This window comes from Amycolatopsis sp. NPDC051102 (assembly GCF_040682815.1).
Lineage (GTDB): Bacteria > Actinomycetota > Actinomycetes > Mycobacteriales > Pseudonocardiaceae > Amycolatopsis.
The window spans coordinates 142,901-160,954 of the sequence record NZ_JBFBBT010000006.1 but is presented as its reverse complement, the minus strand read 5'-3'; the positions used below and the strand labels follow the sequence as shown (position 1 = coordinate 160,954).

The following is an 18,054-nucleotide window of genomic DNA, read 5'->3' as shown; positions in this document are numbered from 1 at the left end:
ACCGGAACAGCGTGCCAACCACCGCCGTCTCGGCTACGGTCGGACGGACCGGGACATGGGGAGTGGCAGTGACCATCGAATTCCGCGACGTGACCAAGCAGTACCCGGACGGGACGGTCGCCGTCGACAAGCTGAACCTGACGGTCGAAGACGGCACGATCACCGTGTTCGTCGGCCCGTCCGGCTGCGGCAAGACGACGTCGCTGCGGATGATCAACCGGATGGTCGAGCCGACCGCCGGGCAGGTGCTGCTCGACGGCAAGGACGTCGCCGAGGGCGACCCGGCGCTGCTGCGCCGCGGCATCGGCTACGTCATCCAGCACGCCGGGCTCTTTCCACACAGGACGGTGCTGGACAACATCGCCACCGTGCCGCTGCTGTCGGGCTGGGACAAGGCGAAGGCGCGCAAGCGGGCCGCGGAACTGCTGGAGATCATCGGCCTGCCCGTCGAGCTCGGCAAGCGGTACCCGGCGCAGCTTTCGGGCGGCCAGCAGCAGCGTGTCGGCGTCGCCCGCGCGCTCGCCGCGGACTCGCCGGTGCTGCTGATGGACGAGCCGTTCTCCGCGGTCGACCCGGTGGTGCGCGAAGGCCTGCAGGACGAGCTGCTGCGGCTGCAGTCGCAGCTGGGCAAGACGATCGTGTTCGTCACGCACGACATCGACGAGGCCGTCCGGCTCGGAGACAAGGTGGCGGTGATGCGCGTCGGCGGCAAGCTCGCCCAGTACGGCACGCCCGCCGACGTCCTGCGCCACCCGGTGGACGACTTCGTCGCCTCGTTCGTCGGCCGGGACCGCGGCTACCGCGGCCTGTCCTTCCTCTCCGCCGAAGGCGTCGAGGTCAAGGAGCTGAAGCTGGTCGAGATCGGCGCCGCGGTGCCCGCCAGCGACGGCTGGCGGCTCGCGGTCAACGCCGACAAGCACCCTCGCGGCTGGCTGCCCCCGAACTCCACAGTGGACGGCCCGCTGTCCGAAGACGACCTCGTGGCCGGTGGTTCGCTCTGGATCCGCGGGACGCCGATCCGGGGCGCGCTCGACGCGGCGCTGTCGTCGCCCGCCAGCCTCGGCGTCGTCGTCGACGAGGATCACCGGGTGCTCGGCGCCGTGGTCGCGCGGCAGGTACTGGACGTGATCGAGGCGACCCCCCAGGCGTCATGAGCTTCTTCGACGAGCTCGGGCGGTACCTGAGCAGCGGGAACACGCGCGTCGAGGTCCTCGGTGACCTGGGCGACCACGTCTACCTGGCGCTGCTCCCGCTGGTGCTCGGCATCGTGCTGGCGATCGCGGCGGGCTGGCTCGGCCACCGCTGGCAGCCCGCGCGGCAGGTGCTGATGGTGGTGGCGAACCTGCTCTACACGATCCCGTCGCTCGCGCTGTTCGTCGTCATCCCCGGCCTCATCGGGTCGAAGATCCTCGACAGCGTCAACGTCGTCGTCGCACTGACCATCTACACCACGGCGCTGCTGGTCCGCCCGGTGCTCGACGCCCTCGACGCGGTCCCGCCGCCGGTGGTCGCCGCCGCGACCGCCGTCGGGTACAAGCCGGTGCGGCTGTTCTTCGCCGTCGAACTGCCGCTGTCGGTGCCGGTGCTGGCGGCCGGCGTGCGGGTGGCGTCGGTCAGCAACATCAGCCTGGTCAGCGTCGGCGCGCTGATCGGCACCGGCGGCCTCGGCGTGCTGTTCACCGACGGCTTCCAGCGCGAGTACTTCTCGCCGATCGTGGTCGGCATCGTGCTGACGCTGCTGCTGGCGCTGGTCGTCGACCTGGTGCTGGTGGGCGCGCGGAACCTGCTGACGCCGTGGACCCGGGTGGGGGCGCCGTGATCACCGATCTCTTCCGCTGGTTCGGCGACCCGGCGCACTGGTCCGGGCCCGACGGCATCCCGCAGCGCCTGCTGGAACACCTGGGCTACACGGCGTTGTCGCTGGCGATCGCGCTGGTCATCGCCGTCCCCTTGGGACTGTTCGTCGGCCACACCGGACGCGGCGGCGTCGCGCTGGTGAGCGCGGGCAACGCCATCCGCGCCCTGCCGACGCTGGGGCTCGTCACGTTCCTGTTCCTGCTCTTCACCGAAAGCGTCACCTCGACGATCATCGGGCTCGTCGTGCTGGCCGTGCCGCCGATCCTGGCCGGCACGTACGCCGGGCTGCAGGCGACCGACCACGGCGTCGTCGACGCCGCCGAAGGTGTCGGGATGACCGGCTGGCAGCGGCTGTGGAAGGTCGAGGTGCCGATCTCGCTGCCGCTCGTGCTCGGCGGCATCCGCAACGCCGTGCTCCAGCTGGTGGCGACCGCCGCGGTCGCCGCGTACGTCGGACTCGGTGGCCTGGGCCGGTTCCTGCTCGACGGACTGGCCATTTTGGACTATTCCGAAGTGATTGCGGGCGCGCTGCTGACGACGTTGCTGGCCATCGTCCTGGACCTGCTGTTCGCGCTGCTGAACCGCGCCCTGGTACCCCGGGGCGTCCGGCTCGCCGCGGCCGTGAAGAAGGTGACGGCGTGAAGCGGCTGGTCTTGCTGGCGGTTCTGGTGCTGGCCGCCGGCTGCGGGAACCCGCTGTCCGGCGGTGGCGAGGGCGGCGCGTCGGGCGACATCATCATCGGCGCGTCCGACGTCGGGGAAAGCCTGCTGCTGGCCCAGATCTACGCCGGGGCGTTGAAGAACGCCGGTGCGGTGAACGTGACCGTGCGGCCGCCGGTCGGCAGCCGCGAGGTCGTCGTCAAGGCGCTGCAGGACAAGTCGCTGTCGGTGGTGCCGGACTACAGCGGGAACCTGTTGCGGTACTTCGACAAGGACACCACGGCGACGAAACCGCAGGACGTCTACGCGCAGCTGAAGCAGAAGATCCCCGCCGGGTTCGAGGTGCTGGACCAGGCGCCGGCCGAGGACAAGGACCTGCTCGTCGTCGGCCCGCAGCTGGCGTCTTCGGGCGTGAAGACGTTCTCCGACCTGGGCCCGCGCTGCCGCGATCTCGTGTTCGGCGGCCCGGGCCAGTGGAGCAGCCGCTGGAAGGACAAGATCAAGGCGCTGTACGGCTGCGAGTTCAAGGAGATCCGCACGACCGACACCGGCGGGCCGGTGACGGTGGCGGCGCTGAAGTCCGGGGACGTGCAGGTGGCGGACCTGTTCAGCACGTCGTCGACGATCGCGGCGAACGGGTTCGTGCCGCTGGTCGACGACAAGAACATGTTCCCGGCGCAGAACATCGTGCCGCTGGTGGCCCGCGGGACGCTCTCGCCCGGCGAGGTCACGGCGCTGAACCGCGTGTCGGCGGCGCTGACCACCGAACAGCTCACGCAGCTCAACGTCGAGTTCACCGAGGAAAAGCGGAACCCTCTCGACATCGCCGAGGACTTCCTCGCCCGCAACCACCTCAAGTCCTAGGGTCGGGTAGCCGTCGACGCGACCGCAACCGGTCAACGCTCCACGGCCAGGCGGATGCCGAGGCCGATGAAGATGCCGCCGGTGGTGACCTCGATGCGGCGGCGCGCGGTGCGCTTGCGGCGCAGCCAGCCGCCGATGCGGCCGGCGAAGACGCCGACCGCGCCGTCGACCAGGAACTCGAACGCGATCATGATCGCGCCGAGGACGGCGAACTGCAGCCAGACGTTCCCGCGCGCGGGGTCGACGAACTGCGGGAGGAACGCGATGGTGAAGGTGACCATCTTGGGGTTGAGCAGGTTGGTCAGCAGGCCGCTCAGGTACGCCCGGCGGTCGGAGACACCGGCCGTCACGTCGTCGTCCGGGAGGCCGCCGCGCTTCCGGATGGCCTGCACGCCCAGGTAGATGAGGTAAGCGGCGCCGACGACCCGCACGACGGTGAAGGCGACCGGCACGGCGGCGAAGAGCGCGGCGAGCCCGGCCGCGGCGACCGCGACGTGGATCGCCTCGCTGGTGGCCACCCCGGCGGTGGCGAGCAGCCCGGCCTTCGGGCCGCCGCGCATGCCGCAGCCGAGGATGAAGAGCATGTCCGGCCCCGGCGTGACCATCGCGACGGCGGTGGTCACGAGGAAGGCCAGGAGGAGGTGCTGGTCGACCGGCATGGCCCGATCCTGACACGCCGGCCGCGCCGCACGAACTCCTTTTCCGGCCCTCAGCCGCGCAGGGCCGCCGCGACGCGGGCCGCGTCCTCGATGCCGCGCTCCGGGGGCTCCTCCGGCAGCGGCAGCAGCACCACCGAGCCGCTGCCGGCTTCGTGGAGGGAGCGGACCGCGGCCGCGCAGGTGTCCAAGTCGCCACAGATGGCCAGGCGGTCGATCCACTCCGGGCGCAGGCCGGCCGCCAGCTCGTCCACTGTGGACGTCGAATCCATCAGGACCAGCAGGTCCGCGGCGAACGGCAGGCCCTCCACCTGCACGCGCGAGCCCGGGTTCAGGGACTCCGCGACGGTCGTGCGCGCCCGCTCGCGGTCGCCGAGGGCCAGCCAGTTGTACGTCACCACCGCGTGCGGGCCCGTCGCCGCGATGCCGGCCAGCGCCGTCCGGACGAACTCGGGCGGGGACGGCTCGGCCAGGATCGTCCCGTCCGCCGAAGTCCGCCACCGCCAGGGACTTCGGGCGGCGGACACCCGCCAGCACCGGTGGCACCGTCTTCGGCGGGAACACCAGCTCGACCTCGTCGAGCTCGACGTGCCGGCCGCTCATCGAGACCCGGTCGCCCGCCAGGAGCCGGCGGACCGCCACCAGCGTTTCGTCCAGGGCCGCCAGCGGGGACTGCGGGTAGGCGCCGATCTGGCACATCCACGACGTCACGCCGTGCCCGAGGCCGCCGATCAGCCGGCCCGGGTGCAGCTCCGCGAGCGCCGCCAGCTCCATCGCCGCGATCGCCGGGTTGCGCGCCACGGCCGGCAGCACGCCGATGCCGACCTTGATCGTCGAGGTCACGGCGAGCGCCGGCGCGACCGTGGCGATGCCCGCCGCCCAGAAGCAGTCTTCGACCAGCCAGACTTCGTCGAGGCCGGCGTCTTCGGCCTGCCGCGCGAGGTCTCGCAGCTTGGCGGGCGGCTGCTCGCGGTTGATCCGGACGCCGACGGACGAGCTCGGTGCGTACATGCCAGGCTCCTGTTCAGATGCGGGAGAACGCCGGCGCGTACTCGAACGCGCCCGCCTGTGCCGGGTGGTGGCGGGTGAGCGTCCGCGCCTGGAAGTGCGGACCCCACGCCGGGTCCGGTGCCGTGATCGCCAGCGTGTCCGCGAGGACGAAACCGAATCGTGAGTAGTAGGCGGGGTTGCCGAGCAGGACGACCAGGCCGTGGCCGAGGGCGTCCGCCGCGCCGAGGACGGCGTGCATCAGCGCGGAGCCGACGCCGCGGGCCTGGTGCGCGGGCAGCACGCCGAGCGACCCCAGCCCGACGGCGGCCGTGGTGTCGTCGCCGACGCGGGCCCGGCTGCAGCAGACGTGCCCGGCGACCTCGCCGTCGTGGACGGCCACGAAGGAGAGCGTGTCGATCAGGTCGCCGTCCGCGCGGAGTTCGTCCACCAGCGGCGCCTCGACCGGGGTGACGCCGGGTTCGCGCCGGAAGGCTTCGCGGTGGACCGCGTGGATCGCGGCGCGGCCGGCCGGCGTCTCACGGCGGATCAGCATGATCGCCACCTTGCCCTGAACCGGCGGGCGGGGGCAATCGGGTTTGGGCTGCGCCCCCCAGCTGCCACGCTACCGGAGGGGTCCGACAGTTTCGGGGTGCACGACGCTTCCGGGGGCGGAACGGCGAAGGCCTCCTCGCCGGCGAACCGGGAGGAGGCCTTCGCTGTGGTCAAGCGGTCAGTCGAACGCCTTCGCGATCAGCGCCTTCTGCTCCACCTCGTGCACCTTCGACGAGCCGGCCGACGGGGCCGCCATCGGGCGGCGCGAGACGACCTGCAGGCCCGAGAGGACCTCCGGGAACTTCCGGGGCAGGTTCAGGCCGAAGAACGGCCACGCACCCTGGTTCTCCGGCTCCTCCTGGACCCACGCGACCTGCGTCGCGTTCGTGTAGCGCTCCAGGGCCGCCAGCAGCTTCTTCTTCGGCAGCGGGTAGTACTGCTCGATCCGGACGATGGCGACGTCGTCGGCTTCGCGCTTCGTCCGCTCCGCGACGAGCTCCCAGTACAGCTTCCCGGAGGTCAGCAGCACCTTGCGGATCTTCGCCGGGTCCGGCGTGACGTCGTCGATGACGGACATGAAGCGGCTTTCGCCGGTGAAGTCCGCGACCGCCGATGTCGCCGCCTTGTTGCGCAGCATCGACTTCGGCGTGAAGACGACCAGCGGGCGCTGGATGCCGTCGAGGGCGTGGCGGCGCAGCAGGTGGAAGTAGTTCGCCGGGGTGGACGGGACCGCCACCGTCATCGAGCCCTCCGCGCACAGCGAGAGGAACCGCTCGATGCGGCCGGACGTGTGGTCCGGGCCCTGGCCTTCGTGGCCGTGCGGCAGCAGCAGCACGACGTCCGAGCGCTGGCCCCACTTGGCCTCGCCGGAGGAGATGTACTCGTCGATGACGGTCTGCGCGCCGTTGACGAAGTCACCGAACTGCGCTTCCCACAACACGAGCGACTCGGGGTTGGCGACCGAGTAGCCGTACTCGAAGCCGACGGCCGCGTACTCCGACAGCGCGGAGTCGTAGATCATCACGCGGCCCTGGCCGTCGGCCAGGTTCTGCAGCGGCGAGTACTCCTGGCCGGTCTTGCGGTCGATGAACACCGAGTGCCGCTGGGTGAACGTGCCGCGGCGGGAGTCCTGGCCGGACAGCCGGACCAGGCGGCCCTCCATCGCCAGCGACCCGAACGCCAGCAGCTCGCCAAAGGCCCAGTCGATGTCGCCTTCGCGGGACATCTTGTGGCGACGCTCCATCACCGGCTTGACGCGCGGGTGCGGTGTGAAGCCGTCGGGCACCTGGACGAACGCGTCGCCGATGCGCTCGATGACCTCGCGGCCGACCGACGTCGCCACCTTGGCCGGCACTTGCTGCTCCTCCTCGACGGAGGGGCTCGCCTTGGCCGGGTGCTTCTCCAGCTCGCGGACCTCGTTGAAGACGTGCTCCAGCTGGCTCGAGAAGTCGCGCAGCGCGGCCTCGGCCTCCTCGACGGAGATGTCGCCGCGGCCGATCAGCGACTCGGTGTAGGTCTTCCGGACCGAGCGCTTGGTGTCGATGATGTCGTACATCGCCGGCTGGGTCATCGAGGGGTCGTCGCCCTCGTTGTGGCCGCGGCGGCGGTAGCAGATCAGGTCGATCACGACGTCCTTGTGGAACGCCTGCCGGTACTCGACGGCCAGCTTGGCCACCCAGTGCGCGGCCTCCGGGTCGTCGCCGTTCACGTGGAAGATCGGCGAGCCGATCATCTTCGCGACGTCGGTGGCGTACTGGCTGGAGCGCGAGTGCTCCGGCGCGGTGGTGAAGCCGACCTGGTTGTTGACGATGACGTGCACGGTGCCGCCGGTGCGGTACCCGCGCAGCAGCGACAGGTTCAGCGTCTCGGCGACGACGCCCTGGCCCGCGAAGGCCGCGTCGCCGTGCATCAGGACGGGCAGCACGGTGTAGCCCTCGCCGCCCTTGTCGAGGATGTCCTGCTTGGCGCGGACGATGCCCTCGAGGACCGGGTCGACCGTCTCGAGGTGCGACGGGTTCGCCGTCAGCGACACCTTCGTCTCGCCGTCGCCGAACATGCGGAAGTACTTGCCCTCGGCGCCGAGGTGGTACTTCACGTCACCGGAGCCGTGCGCCTGGCCCGGGTCGAGGTTGCCCTCGAACTCCTGGAAGATCTGGCTGATCGGCTTGCCGACGATGTTGGCCAGCACGTTCAGCCGGCCGCGGTGCGGCATGCCGATGACGACCTCGTCGAGCTCGTGCTCGGCGGCCTTGTCCAGCAGCGTGTCGAGCAGCGGGATCGCCGTCTCGCCGCCCTCCAGCGAGAACCGCTTCTGGCCGACGTACTTGGTCTGCAGGAACGTCTCGAACGCCTCGGCGGCGTTCAGCTTCGAGAGCACGTACTTCTGGACCGCGGGGTCCGGCTTCTCGTGCGGGATCTCGACGCGCTCCTGGATCCAGCGGCGCTCCTCGGGGTCGAGGATGTGGGTGTACTCGATGCCGACCGTCCGGCAGTAGGAGTTGCGCAGCACGCCCAGGATGTCGCGCAGCTTCATCCGCTCCTGGCCGGCGAAGCCGCCGACCGGGAACTCGCGGTCGAGGTCCCAGAGCGTCAGGCCGTGGGACAGGACGTCCAGGTCGGCGTGGCTGCGCTGGCGGTAGTTCAGCGGGTCGGTGTCGGCCATCAGGTGACCGCGCATCCGGAACGCGTCGATCAGCTCGATCACGCGGGCGGTCTTGTCGACCGGGCCGTCGGGGATGTCGGCGACCCAGCGGATCGGCTCGTACGGCAGGCGCAGGCTGGTGAAGACGTCGTCGTAGAAGCCGTCTTCACCGAGCAGCAGCTGGTGGATGCGCTTGAGGAACTCGCCGGACTCCGCACCCTGGATGATGCGGTGGTCATACGTCGAGGTCAGCGTCATGATCTTGCTGATGCCGAGGTCGACCAGGGTCTTCTCGCTGGTGCCCTCGAAGGCGGCCGGGTACTGCATGGCGCCGACGCCGATGATGGCGCCCTGGCCGGCCTGCAGCCGCGGCACCGAGTGGTTGGTGCCGATGCCGCCCGGGTTGGTCAGCGAGATCGTGGTGCCGGAGAAGTCGTCGGCGGTGAGCTTGTTGTTGCGGGCCTTCTTGACGATCTCCTCGTACGCCTGCCAGAACTGCAGGAACGACATGTCCCCGACGTTCTTGACCGAGGCCACGACGAGGTTGCGCGACCCGTCCTTGCCCTTCATGTCGATGGCGAGCCCGAAGTTGACGTGCTCCGGCGTGATCGCGAACGGCTTACCGTCGATCTGCTGGTAGTGCCGGTTCATGTTCGGGTAGTCCTTCAGCGCCCGCACCATGGCGTAGCCGATGAGGTGCGTGAAGGAGATCTTGCCGCCGCGGGTGCGCTTGAGGTGGTTGTTGATGACGATGCGGTTGTCCGCCATCAGCTTCGCTGGGACCGCGCGCACGCTGGTCGCGGTGGGGACGCTCAGCGAGGCGTCCATGTTCTTGGCGATGGCCGCCGCGGCCCCGCGGAGCTGCTTCGACTCCGGCTCTTCCTTCGCCTGCGGCTTGGCGTCGGCCTTCGGCTCGGCCTTGGCGGCCGGCTTGGGCGCCGCCTGCTTCGGGGCCGCCTTGGCCGGGGCTGCCTTCTCGGGAGCCGCCTTGGTCGGCGCCGCCTGCCGGGCCGCCGACTCCGCGTTCTGCACGGCCTTGGCCGACGGCTGCGCCGCCTGGCCGTTGGTGGCCGGCTTGGCGTCGGCCTGCTGCCGGGCGGTGTCCGCCTTGGCCTGGGCGCTCTGCGTCGGCTTGAAGTCCGCGAAGAAGTCGTGCCAGGCGGCATCGACTGAGGAAGGGTCGGCGAGGAACTGGTCGTACATCTCTTCGACCAGCCACTCATTGGGGCCGAACTGCGACGCAGGGCTGCTGCTGGACACGGCTTGGGCTCGCCTCTATCCGTCTCGATCTCGATCTTGAATCCGCTGATGCGCCTACCAGGCTAACCCCCTCGGTGACCGCGATGTGATGGAACCGGCCTGTGTGAGGCGTGGCGCACTAGGGTAACAATCACTGACTCGATCAAGATGTGCTAAGGGAACCTTAAGCACTGGACCGGGTACAGGGTTCCCGGGCTCTTCCGCCCCGGTTCGCCCGCCGGCCGGTGGCCGTTCACGGCGGCGGGTTCCACTGGGCCGATGTGGCTGGTCGAATGTCCATCGTTCTGGGACCAGGGCCTGGTGCGGCCGCTGGTCACGGAGTCCGGCGCGGTCGTGCTCCGGTGTGATTCCTGCTCGGCGGTGCCCACGCCGGCCGCCTTCGAGGAGATGGAGTGGGTCGAGCCCGGCGAGCCGGACTGGCTGGTCGGGGCCGGGATCCACGTGCGGCCGGGCACGGTCCGCTGGGCGTCCCGGCCGGACGTCGAGGCGGCCGGGATGGGCTCGCTGAAGTGGCGGGCGCTGCCTTAGCCCGTCGCACCGAGCGGGTACGGCGGTTCGTGGGGGACGAGCTTGACGGCCAGGTGGAGCTGGTCGGTGGCCAAGAGCCCGGCGATGTCCCGGATGACCGGCGTGACGTCGGTGATCCCGGTGATCCACTCGCCGGCGGGTTCGCCGCTGATCCGGATCGCCTGGAAGTTCAGCGCGGTGTGGTCGAGATCTCGCTCCGGCACCCACTCGACGTGCCCGGTGAGGGCCTGCTCGAAGCCTTCGCGGGTGAGGTCGACGGCCAGGACGCGCTCGTGCCCCGGCTTGCTCCCGTTGCCGCTGAGACAAGCCGCCAGCCGGAACGACGGCACGAGCCACGTGGTCCCGCCCGGCTCGAAGGTCTGATTCTTCAGCGCGGCGTCGGCGACGGCGGGCGAGCAGGCCAGGTAGACCCGGACGGTCGTCTCGGTCTGCGCCGCCCGGACCTGCCGGTCGGGAACCCGCTTCTCCTCGAACATGCCCGCCATGCTCCCAGCGCGGCCTGCTCGCGGCCACGGACTTTCGGCGGTCAGCCCAGGGCCCACAGCCTCGCGTAGTGGCCTTCCGCGGCCAGCAGCTCCTCGTGCGTGCCGGTCTCCACGATGCGGCCGTGGTCCAGGACCACGATGCGGTCCGCGCGGGCCGCCGTCGCGAGGCGGTGGGCGACCACGAACGTCGTGCGGCGGCGGGCCACGGTCTCCGTCGCGCGCAGGACCGCCGCCTCCGTCGACGGGTCCAGGGCCGCCGTGGCCTCGTCGAGCAGGAGGACGTCCGGGTCCACCAGCTCCGCCCTGGCCAAGGCCACCAGCTGGCGCTGGCCCGCCGACAGGGACCGGCCGCGTTCGCCCACCGGCTGCAGGAACCCCGACGGCAGGGCCGCGACGCCGTCGAGCGCGCCCACCGCCCGGACCGCGGCCTCGACCTCCGCGTCGGTCGCCGACGGGCGGCCGTAGCGGACGTTGTCGGCCACCGTGCCCGAGAACAGGTGCGCCTCCTGCGGCACCACGCCCATCCGGCGCCGCATCCCGGCCAGCTCGTATTCGCGCACGTCCGTGCCGTCGATCCGGACCTCGCCGCCGGTGACGTCGTAGTAGCGCGCCACCAGCTTCACCGCCGTCGACTTCCCGGCGCCGGTCGCGCCGACCAGCGCGATCGTCTCGCCCGCGGCGACGTCCAGCGAGAACTCCGCCAGCGCCGGGGTCTCGGCGCCGGCGTAGGAGAACTCGACCTCCTTGAACGAGACCTCGCCGCGCAGCCGCTCCGGCACCGCGACCGGGTTCTCCGCCGCCGGCACCGACGTCGGCGTCCGCAGCAGGTCGCCGATCCGGTTCAGGCCGACGCTCGCCTGCTGGTAGCCGTCGAACACCGCCGACAGCTGCTGGATCGGCGAGAAGAACTGCTGCAGGTACAGCAGGAACGCGAGCAGCACACCGGCCGACAGCGTGCCCGCCGAGACGCGGCTCGCGCCCGCCACCAGCACCGTCGTCGTCGCCAGGTCCGACAGCAGCGCCACCAGCGGGAAGTACGTCGCCACGTACCGCTGGGCCCGCAGCCGCGAGCGCCGGTAGTCGTCGCTGCGCGAAGCGAACGCCTGCGCGGAACGGTCTTCGCGCGTGTACGCCTGCGCGACGCGCAGCCCGCTGACGTTCTCCTGCATGTCCGCATTCACGACGCTGACCCGCTCGCGGGCCTCGTTGTACGCCTTCGACGCCGACCGCCGGAAGATCACCGTGGCCACCGCCAGCACCGGCACCATCGCCAGCGCGTACAGCGCCAGCCCGGCGTCGGTGAGCAGCAGCGCGCCGGTGATCCCGGCCAGCGTCAGCGCGCTGACCACCGCGGTGGCCAGCCCGGTCTGCAGGAACGTCGAGAGCGCGTCGACGTCGGTCGTCATCCGGGTCATGATCTTCCCGGACAGCTCCCGCTCGTAGTAGTCGAGCCCGAGCCGCTGCAGGTGCGCGTAGCTGCGGACGCGCAGCGCGTACAGCACCGTTTCGCCCACCCGCGACGTCAGCCGGGTCTGCGCGAACACCACCAGCCAGTCGGCCGCGATGACCGCGGCGCCGATCCCGGCGGCCAGCCAGATCACCCACTCGACGCCGGCGCGGACGCCGTGGTCGACGCCGAACTGGTACAGCCCCGGCAGCGCGATCGACGCCAGCGCGTCCGCCGCCACCAGCGCGATCACCACGGACAGCGGCCCGCGGACCGGCCGCAGCAGCCCGCCGAGCCGGAACTTCGGATCGGGTGCGGTGACGTCCACGTCGGGCAGCCGCGGCTCGTCGGTGGCGGCCGGGAGCTTGCGCACGCCCTCGATCAGCTCCGGCGTCGGCGGCACGTCCAGGCCGCCGCCCCCGCCGACGAACCCGCTGCTGTTGGTGTCCCCGCTGCGCATGCGCGCGGCTTCGGCCAGTGCGTCGACCTCGTCGCGGCCCTCGTCCCGCGGCCACAGCGACGGCGTGACGCCGTCCTGGCCGCAGTCCAGGCCCTCGCAGCGGTGCTTCTCCTCGACGTCGTCACCCGGGCCCGCCACCAGCTCGCGGAACAGCGGGCAGCGCGCCATCAGCTCGGCCTCGGTGCCGACGTCCACGACACGGCCTTCGTCCAGCACCGCGATCCGGTCGGCGAGCGCCAGTGTGGAGCGCCGGTGCGCGATGAGCAGGGTGGTCCGGCTCGCCGTGACCGACCGCAGAGTGTCGTGGATCGCCGCCTCGGTGACGGTGTCGATGGCCGACGTCGCGTCGTCGAGGACGAGGATCCGCGGGTCGGTGATCAGGGCCCTGGCCAGCCCGAGCCGCTGCCGCTGCCCGCCCGAGAGCGTCAGCCCGCGCTCGCCGACGAGCGTGTCGTAGCCGTCCGGCAGCGCCCGGATGAAGCCGTCCGCCTCCGCGGCCCTGGCCGCGGCGACGATCTCCTCCTCGTTCGCGTCCGGGCGGCCGTAGGCGATGTTGTCCCGGATCGACGAGGAGAACAGGAACGCCTCTTCGAACACGACCCCGATCGCCTGCCGCAGCTGCCGCAGCGGGACGTCACGGACGTCGAGGCCGCCGACCCGCACCGCGCCCGCGTGCACGTCGTAGAAGCGGGGCAGCAGCAGCGAGATCGTCGACTTCCCGGAGCCGGCGGTGCCGACCAGCGCGAGGGTCTCGCCCGGGTTCGCGATGACCGAAAGGCCGTCCAGCACCGGTTCGCTGCGGGTGTAACCGAAGCGGACGCCGTCGAGCTCGACACCGAGCGGCCCGGCCGGCAGCGGCCGCGCGTCCGGCGCGTCGGCGACCTCCGGCTGCGCGTCGATCAGCTCGTACACGCGCTCGGCGCCGGCGCGGGTCAGCTGGGCCTGCACGACCAGGCCCGACAGCATCCGCGCCGGGCCGATCAGGGTCGCGAGGTAGGTCGCGAAGGCGAGGAAGGTGCCGAGGGTGATCGAACCGTTCAGCGCGAGGACGCCGCCGATGCCGAGCACGGCGACCTGGCCGGCGGCCGGCAGGGCCGCGGTGGTCGCCGCCGGGACCGCGGAGAGCTTCGCCGCGCGAAGCCGCTCGCCGAACAGCTTGCGCGCGGTCCGTTCCAGCTTCGACACTTCCCGCGTCTCCTGGCCGAAGCCCTTGACCACGCGGACGCCGGTGACGGTCTCCTCCACCTGTTGCGCGACGTCCGCCGCGCGCTGCTGCGCCGACCACGTCGCCGGGAACAGGCGCTTGCGGCTGCGCGTCACGATGACGCCGACCGCGGGCGTGACGACCAGCGCGATCAGCGTCAGCACCGGCGACAGCCACAGCATCGCGCCGAACGACAGCAGCGCGAAGACCACCGAGCCGAACGACAACGGGACCTGCATCAGGATGCCGGTCACCAGCTGCAGGTCGGAGATCGCGCGCGAGGCGACCTGACCGGTGCGCAGGGCGTCCTGCTTGCCTCCGTCCAGCCGCGAAACCGCGTTGAAGACGCGTTGACGCAGGTCGTGCTGGACGTCGAGGGCGAGCTTCCCGCCCAGGTAGCGGCGCGCGAACGCGGTGCCGAACGCGACCACCTGCAGCGTCACCAGGAAGACGGCGATCCCGGGCAGCCCGCCCGTGCGCCCCGCCACCGCGTCGTCCACCGCCGTGCGGACCAGCAGCGGGCTCGCCGCCTGCACGCCGACGCCGAGCGCGGCGGCCAGCAGCGACAGCACGACGAGGGCGCGGTGCTCCCACGCCGCCGCCGACAGCCGGCGGATCCAGCCGGCGGTCTCGGCAGGTGGGAGCTCTTGACGGGAGCGGGGCGGAGCGATGGTCACGTTGTCACACTAAGCGCCACCACCGACAAAATATTTCCCTGAACGCCGTGAAGGCCACCTCGAGCAGCTCGAGGTGGCCTTCACGGACAGCAGGACTATGTGATGTCGCGCTTCTGGTTGCCCGCCCAGCCGAGGCCGAAGAAGAGCATCGTCCACGCGAAGAAGATCAGCGCCGACGCCCACCACGAGATCACGCCCGGCGCGCCCGCCGCGAGCTGCAGGCCCAGCGCCGACCAGTGGTCGACCCCGCCCGGCAGGTTGAGCGAGTTGATCCCGAACGCGTCCGCGGCGATCCCGCCCACGATCCCGTTGGCGGTCCCGTTCGGCAGGATCCCGCCCAGGATGTCGGCCGGCCCCCACAGTGCGATGACCAGCACGTTCTCCACGATCAGGAACCACACCAGGAACAGCACCACCGCCAGCGGCACGTTGCGCAGCACCGCGCCGAACCCGATGCCGAACAACGTCACCAGCACCGACGCCAGCACCGTCCCGCCGAGCGCGGCCAGCCACTGACCGGCGGACGGCCACCGGCCCGCGTCGACCGACGCCATCACCGCGATCGCCGAGACGCCGAAGCTCACCAGACCGTAGATCGCGCCCCAGGCCACATAGGTGAGCATCTTCGCGGTCAGCGCCGCGATCCGGTTCGGCGCGGTCAGGAACGTCGTGGTGATCGTCTTGCTGCGGTACTCACCCGCCAGCGCGAACACCCCGAACAAACCGGGGATGAGCTGAGCGATGTTCACCCCGTGCGCGAACGCCAGCAGCCCCACCGGCAGCTTGCTCGCGTCCAGGCCGACCGCGCCCGCCACCTCCCGGGCGTCACTGGAACCGATGAAGTCCGCGAAGTCGTTCGTGATCTTGCCCCACACGAACGTCAGCCAGAACGCCACCAGCGCCAGCGGGATCAGCAGCACCCACCACGTGTTCAGCGAGAGCGTCTTGCGGAACTCCGCCTTGACCAGATTGCCCATCACCGCTGCGGCCCTCCCCAGTACTGCTGTTGCTGCTGCGGACCCGACGGCGGGTACTGCTGCGGCGGATACCCGGGCGGCGGACCCTGGTACTGCTGCGGCGGCGGGTACCCGGCCGGCCCGCCGGCGTACTGACCCTGCGTCAGCTGGAAGAACATCCGCTCCAGATCGGCGTGCTCCTCCTGCATCCCGTACACCGCGATCCCGGCCTTCGCCGCCAGGTCACCGATCTGCTGGACACTCGACCCGGCGACCGCCACCCGGCCGTCCGGCGTCGGCGACACCTGCTGGATCCCGTTCTCCTGCAACGCCTTGACCAGCGCCGACGGATCCGCCGGCTGCACCAGCACCCGCGACTGCTGTCCCTTGCGCAGCTGCTCCAGCGGACCGTAGTACCGCGTGACACCCTGGCTGATGATCACCACCTGATCGATCAGCTGCTCCACCTCGTTCAGCAGGTGACTCGACACCAGCACCGTCCGCCGCTGCTCCCGCGCATAAGACCGCAGGAAGTTCCGCAGCCACAGAATGCCCTCCGGGTCCAGCCCGTTCGTCGGCTCGTCCAGCACCAGCACCTGCGGATCACCCAGCAACGCCGTCGCCAGCGCCAGCCGCTGCCGCATCCCGAGCGAGAACCCACCCGCCTTCCGGTCCGCGGCACTGCCCAGCCCCACCAGGCCCAGCACCTCGTCCGCCCGCCGATCCGGCACACCGATGGCCGCCGCGTACACCCGCAAGTGGTTCCGCGCCGACCGCCCCGGGTGGAACCCCTCGTTCTCCAGCACCGAGCCCACCACCCGCGCCGGATTCCCCAGCTGCGAGTGCGGCCGCCCGTTGATCGTCGCCACCCCCGACGTCGGCGTCACCAACCCGAGCAACATCCGCAACGTCGTCGTCTTACCGGCCCCGTTCGGACCCAGGAACCCCGTCACCGAACCCGGTTCGACCGTGAAGCTCAGATCCTGCACGGCGTTCACTGCACCGAACCGCTTGCTCAGGTTCTGCACCACAATCCGGCCACTGCCGTCGTGCATACCGTCCCCTAACGTTCCCCGCTGATGCGGCGTCATCCTGCCCTACCCGCCGCGCCCGCGCGCACGGAACGCCCCAACCCACCCGGAGCGACCTTCGTCACGTTCCGCTACCGGCCAGTACCGGCCCGACGCCCTGACCAGAGGTTCGTGAGCGCACCCAGATCAACAAGGTAAAGAATTCGCGCGACTTGCCCACCCGGTGGAGCAAACTCAGCCCAACCCCTCTAAGCTAGGACCCGGCGGCCCGCTCCCAGTGACCCCCAGGCTGGTTGAGCGGGTCGCCCCTTCGTCTTCGCTTCGCTTCGACTTCGTCCTGTTGCCCGGGGGGCCGAGCCCCCCGGACCCCCACGGTGCCTTCTGCTGCGGTCCCAGCGTTGTGCGGTAGGGGCTGCCGGGGGTTCGCTGGAAGTGTTTCTGTGCAGCCATCCTTTGATGGCTTGGTTTCCACGCTTTTCTGTGTGTGTCTTTCGCGGCTTCGCGCGCTCATTTGGTGTGGTGGGGTGGGTGGGGTGCTTGGTTTTTGGGGTTGCGGCAGCGAGCCCCTGCCGCTTTGCGGCAGGGGCTCGCTTTGTGGGGTGGTCTTTGGTTTTTGTTCTTTTGTTAGGACAGGACCTCTTGGAGGGGGGTGTGGGGGAGGTTGTGGGCCAGTGCTACCGGGGCGTTTGTCAAGGCTCCTGCGTGGGTGTTGAGGCCCTTTGCCAAGGCTGCGTCTGCCTTGAGGGCTGATTTCCAGCCGTTTTCTGCCAGCTGGACCGCGTATGGGAGCGTTACGTTTGTGAGGCCGTATGTTGAGGTTCGGGGGACCGCTCCCGGCATGTTGGCCACGCAGTAGAACACTGATTCGTGGACCTTGTATGTCGGGTCGTCGTGTGTTGTGGGGCGCGAGTCCGCGAAGCAGCCGCCCTGGTCGATTGCGATGTCCACCAGGACGCTTCCCGGCTTCATCCGGGCCACCAGGTCGTTCGAGACCAGTTTCGGGGCCTTTGCTCCGGGGACCAGGACCGCGCCGATCACCATGTCCGCCTGCAGCACCGACTCCTCCACCGACAGGCGGGTCGACGTCACCGTGCGGATGCGGCCGCCGAAGTCGTTGTCGATCTGGCGGAGACGGTCCACGTTCGTGTCCAGGATTTCCACGTCCGAGCCCAGGCCCAGCGCGACACGGGCCGCGTTGAGGCCCGCCACGCCGCCGCCGATCACCACCACGCGTGCGGGGTGCACGCCCGGGATGCCGCCCGGCAGCACGCCGCGGCCGCCGCTCGGCTTCATCAGCGAAAACGCGCCCACCTGGGGAGCCAAGCGGCCCGCCACCTCGGACATCGGGGCCAGCAGCGGGAGCGCGCCGGACGCCGTCTGCACCGTCTCGTACGCGATCGCCGTGGTGCCCGCGGCCAGCAGCGCGTCGGTCAGCGGGCGGTCCGCGGCGATGTGCAGGTAGGTGAACAGCACCTGATCGCGCCGGAGACGCCCGTACTCCTCGGCGATCGGCTCCTTGACCTTCAGGACGAGCTCGCCCTCGGCCCACGTCTCCTCGGCGGTGGCGAGGATCTTCGCGCCGGCCGCGACGTACTCGTCATCGGTGATGGACGAGCCCACCCCGGCGCCGGTCTCGACGAAGACGTCGTGCCCGCGGCCCACCAGCTCGTGCACCCCCGCCGGCGTCAGCGCGACCCGGTATTCGTGCTTCTTGATCTCACGGGGAACGGCGATACGCACGGTCGGCCTCCTGGGTCGGTCTGCGTCCGGATGGTGCGGTGTTGCCA

At 70.8% G+C, this 18,054-nt stretch carries 13 protein-coding genes and 1 pseudogene; 5 read left to right on the top strand and 9 right to left on the bottom strand.

What is annotated here, in order from left to right:
- The first annotated feature begins 68 nt into the window (after window positions 1–68).
- From AB0M93_RS19775 to AB0M93_RS19760, 4 genes are read left to right on the top strand one after another with little or no spacing between them, the layout of a single operon-like run.
- Window positions 69–1,154 (top strand): ATP-binding cassette domain-containing protein, encoded by a 1,086-nt coding sequence (locus AB0M93_RS19775; RefSeq protein WP_364275400.1) that lies wholly within the window; start codon window positions 69–71, stop codon window positions 1,152–1,154.
- Window positions 1,151–1,819, top strand: a complete 669-nt coding sequence (locus AB0M93_RS19770) for an ABC transporter permease subunit (RefSeq protein ID WP_364275399.1) — start codon at window positions 1,151–1,153, stop codon at window positions 1,817–1,819. Before AB0M93_RS19775 ends, AB0M93_RS19770 begins: the two co-directional genes overlap by 4 nt.
- Entirely contained in the window at window positions 1,816–2,499 is a 684-nt protein-coding gene (locus tag AB0M93_RS19765) for an ABC transporter permease subunit (protein WP_364275397.1), read from the top strand. Before AB0M93_RS19770 ends, AB0M93_RS19765 begins: the two co-directional genes overlap by 4 nt.
- Window positions 2,496–3,380 (top strand): ABC transporter substrate-binding protein, encoded by an 885-nt coding sequence (locus AB0M93_RS19760; RefSeq protein ID WP_364275395.1) that lies wholly within the window; start codon window positions 2,496–2,498, stop codon window positions 3,378–3,380. Before AB0M93_RS19765 ends, AB0M93_RS19760 begins: the two co-directional genes overlap by 4 nt.
- A gap of 32 nt (window positions 3,381–3,412) precedes the next feature.
- On the opposite strand, the gene AB0M93_RS19755 is transcribed toward AB0M93_RS19760, so the two are convergent.
- From AB0M93_RS19755 to AB0M93_RS19740, 4 genes and pseudogenes are all read right to left on the bottom strand, one after another.
- The gene (locus AB0M93_RS19755) at window positions 3,413–4,039 is read right to left on the bottom strand and encodes a LysE family translocator (protein ID WP_364275393.1); all 627 of its coding nucleotides are present in this window, start codon (window positions 4,037–4,039) and stop codon (window positions 3,413–3,415) included.
- 50 nt (window positions 4,040–4,089) lie between these two features.
- Window positions 4,090–5,047: pseudogene (locus AB0M93_RS19750) on the bottom strand (LLM class flavin-dependent oxidoreductase).
- Window positions 5,048–5,060: 13 nt separating this feature from the next.
- Window positions 5,061–5,579 carry an N-acetyltransferase gene (locus tag AB0M93_RS19745; protein ID WP_364275391.1) on the bottom strand — a complete coding sequence of 173 codons (519 nt, stop codon included), beginning with the start codon at window positions 5,577–5,579 and terminating at the stop codon, window positions 5,061–5,063.
- A gap of 177 nt (window positions 5,580–5,756) precedes the next feature.
- Window positions 5,757–9,479 (bottom strand): multifunctional oxoglutarate decarboxylase/oxoglutarate dehydrogenase thiamine pyrophosphate-binding subunit/dihydrolipoyllysine-residue succinyltransferase subunit, encoded by a 3,723-nt coding sequence (locus AB0M93_RS19740; RefSeq protein WP_364275389.1) that lies wholly within the window; start codon window positions 9,477–9,479, stop codon window positions 5,757–5,759.
- Window positions 9,480–9,737: 258 nt separating this feature from the next.
- On the opposite strand from AB0M93_RS19740, the gene AB0M93_RS19735 reads away from it, so the two are divergent.
- Window positions 9,738–10,007, top strand: a complete 270-nt coding sequence (locus tag AB0M93_RS19735; RefSeq protein WP_364275388.1) for a hypothetical protein — start codon at window positions 9,738–9,740, stop codon at window positions 10,005–10,007.
- On the opposite strand, the gene AB0M93_RS19730 is transcribed toward AB0M93_RS19735, so the two are convergent.
- The 5 genes from AB0M93_RS19730 to ald all read right to left on the bottom strand — a co-directional run bounded on the left by AB0M93_RS19730 (window position 10,004) and on the right by ald (window position 18,007).
- Window positions 10,004–10,483, bottom strand: a complete 480-nt coding sequence (locus tag AB0M93_RS19730) for a DUF4291 family protein (RefSeq protein ID WP_364275386.1) — start codon at window positions 10,481–10,483, stop codon at window positions 10,004–10,006. The two genes, AB0M93_RS19735 and AB0M93_RS19730, sit on opposite strands and share 4 nt — an antisense overlap.
- A gap of 50 nt (window positions 10,484–10,533) precedes the next feature.
- Window positions 10,534–14,280 (bottom strand): ABC transporter ATP-binding protein, encoded by a 3,747-nt coding sequence (locus AB0M93_RS19725; protein WP_364275384.1) that lies wholly within the window; start codon window positions 14,278–14,280, stop codon window positions 10,534–10,536.
- A 95-nt stretch (window positions 14,281–14,375) separates the two neighbouring features.
- Entirely contained in the window at window positions 14,376–15,257 is an 882-nt protein-coding gene (locus AB0M93_RS19720; RefSeq protein WP_003059863.1) for an ABC transporter permease subunit, read from the bottom strand.
- Window positions 15,257–16,291 (bottom strand): ABC transporter ATP-binding protein, encoded by a 1,035-nt coding sequence (locus AB0M93_RS19715; RefSeq protein ID WP_364275382.1) that lies wholly within the window; start codon window positions 16,289–16,291, stop codon window positions 15,257–15,259. The genes AB0M93_RS19720 and AB0M93_RS19715 overlap by 1 nt, the downstream gene beginning before the upstream one ends.
- A gap of 600 nt (window positions 16,292–16,891) precedes the next feature.
- The gene (gene ald / locus AB0M93_RS19710; protein WP_364275380.1) at window positions 16,892–18,007 is read right to left on the bottom strand and encodes an alanine dehydrogenase; all 1,116 of its coding nucleotides are present in this window, start codon (window positions 18,005–18,007) and stop codon (window positions 16,892–16,894) included.
- Between the last annotated feature and the right edge of the window lie 47 nt (window positions 18,008–18,054).